1 protein-coding gene is annotated in these 458 nt (G+C 68.8%); it reads left to right on the forward strand.

The annotated features are described in order from the left end of the window. On the forward strand, positions 1–458 hold a 458-nt coding region (locus tag AC4IJH_RS43710), incomplete at both ends, for a dihydropteroate synthase (RefSeq protein ID WP_490857597.1).

Below are 458 nucleotides of genomic sequence, written 5' to 3' on the forward strand. Positions count from 1 at the left end.
TGGGACGACTGTGTGGAGATGGCCCGCGACCAGATCCGCGAGGGCGCGCACATGCTCGACCTGTGCGTGGACTACGTGGGCCGCGACGGCGTGGCCGACATGGAGGAACTGGCGGGCCGCTTCGCCACCGCCTCCACCCTGCCCATCGTGCTGGACTCCACCGAGGTCGACGTCATCCAGGCCGGACTGGAGAAGCTCGGCGGGCGGGCGGTCATCAACTCCGTCAACTACGAGGACGGCGACGGCCCCGAGTCCCGCTTCGCGAAGGTCACCGCACTGGCCCGGGAGCACGGCGCCGCGCTGATCGCGCTGACCATCGACGAGGAGGGCCAGGCCCGTACCGTCGAGAACAAGGTCGCCATCGCCGAACGCCTCATCGACGACCTGACCGGCAACTGGGGCATCCGCGAGTCGGACATCCTCATCGACACCCTGACCTTCACCATCTGCACCGGCCA

The organism is Streptomyces sp. UF-297 (assembly GCF_058245575.1).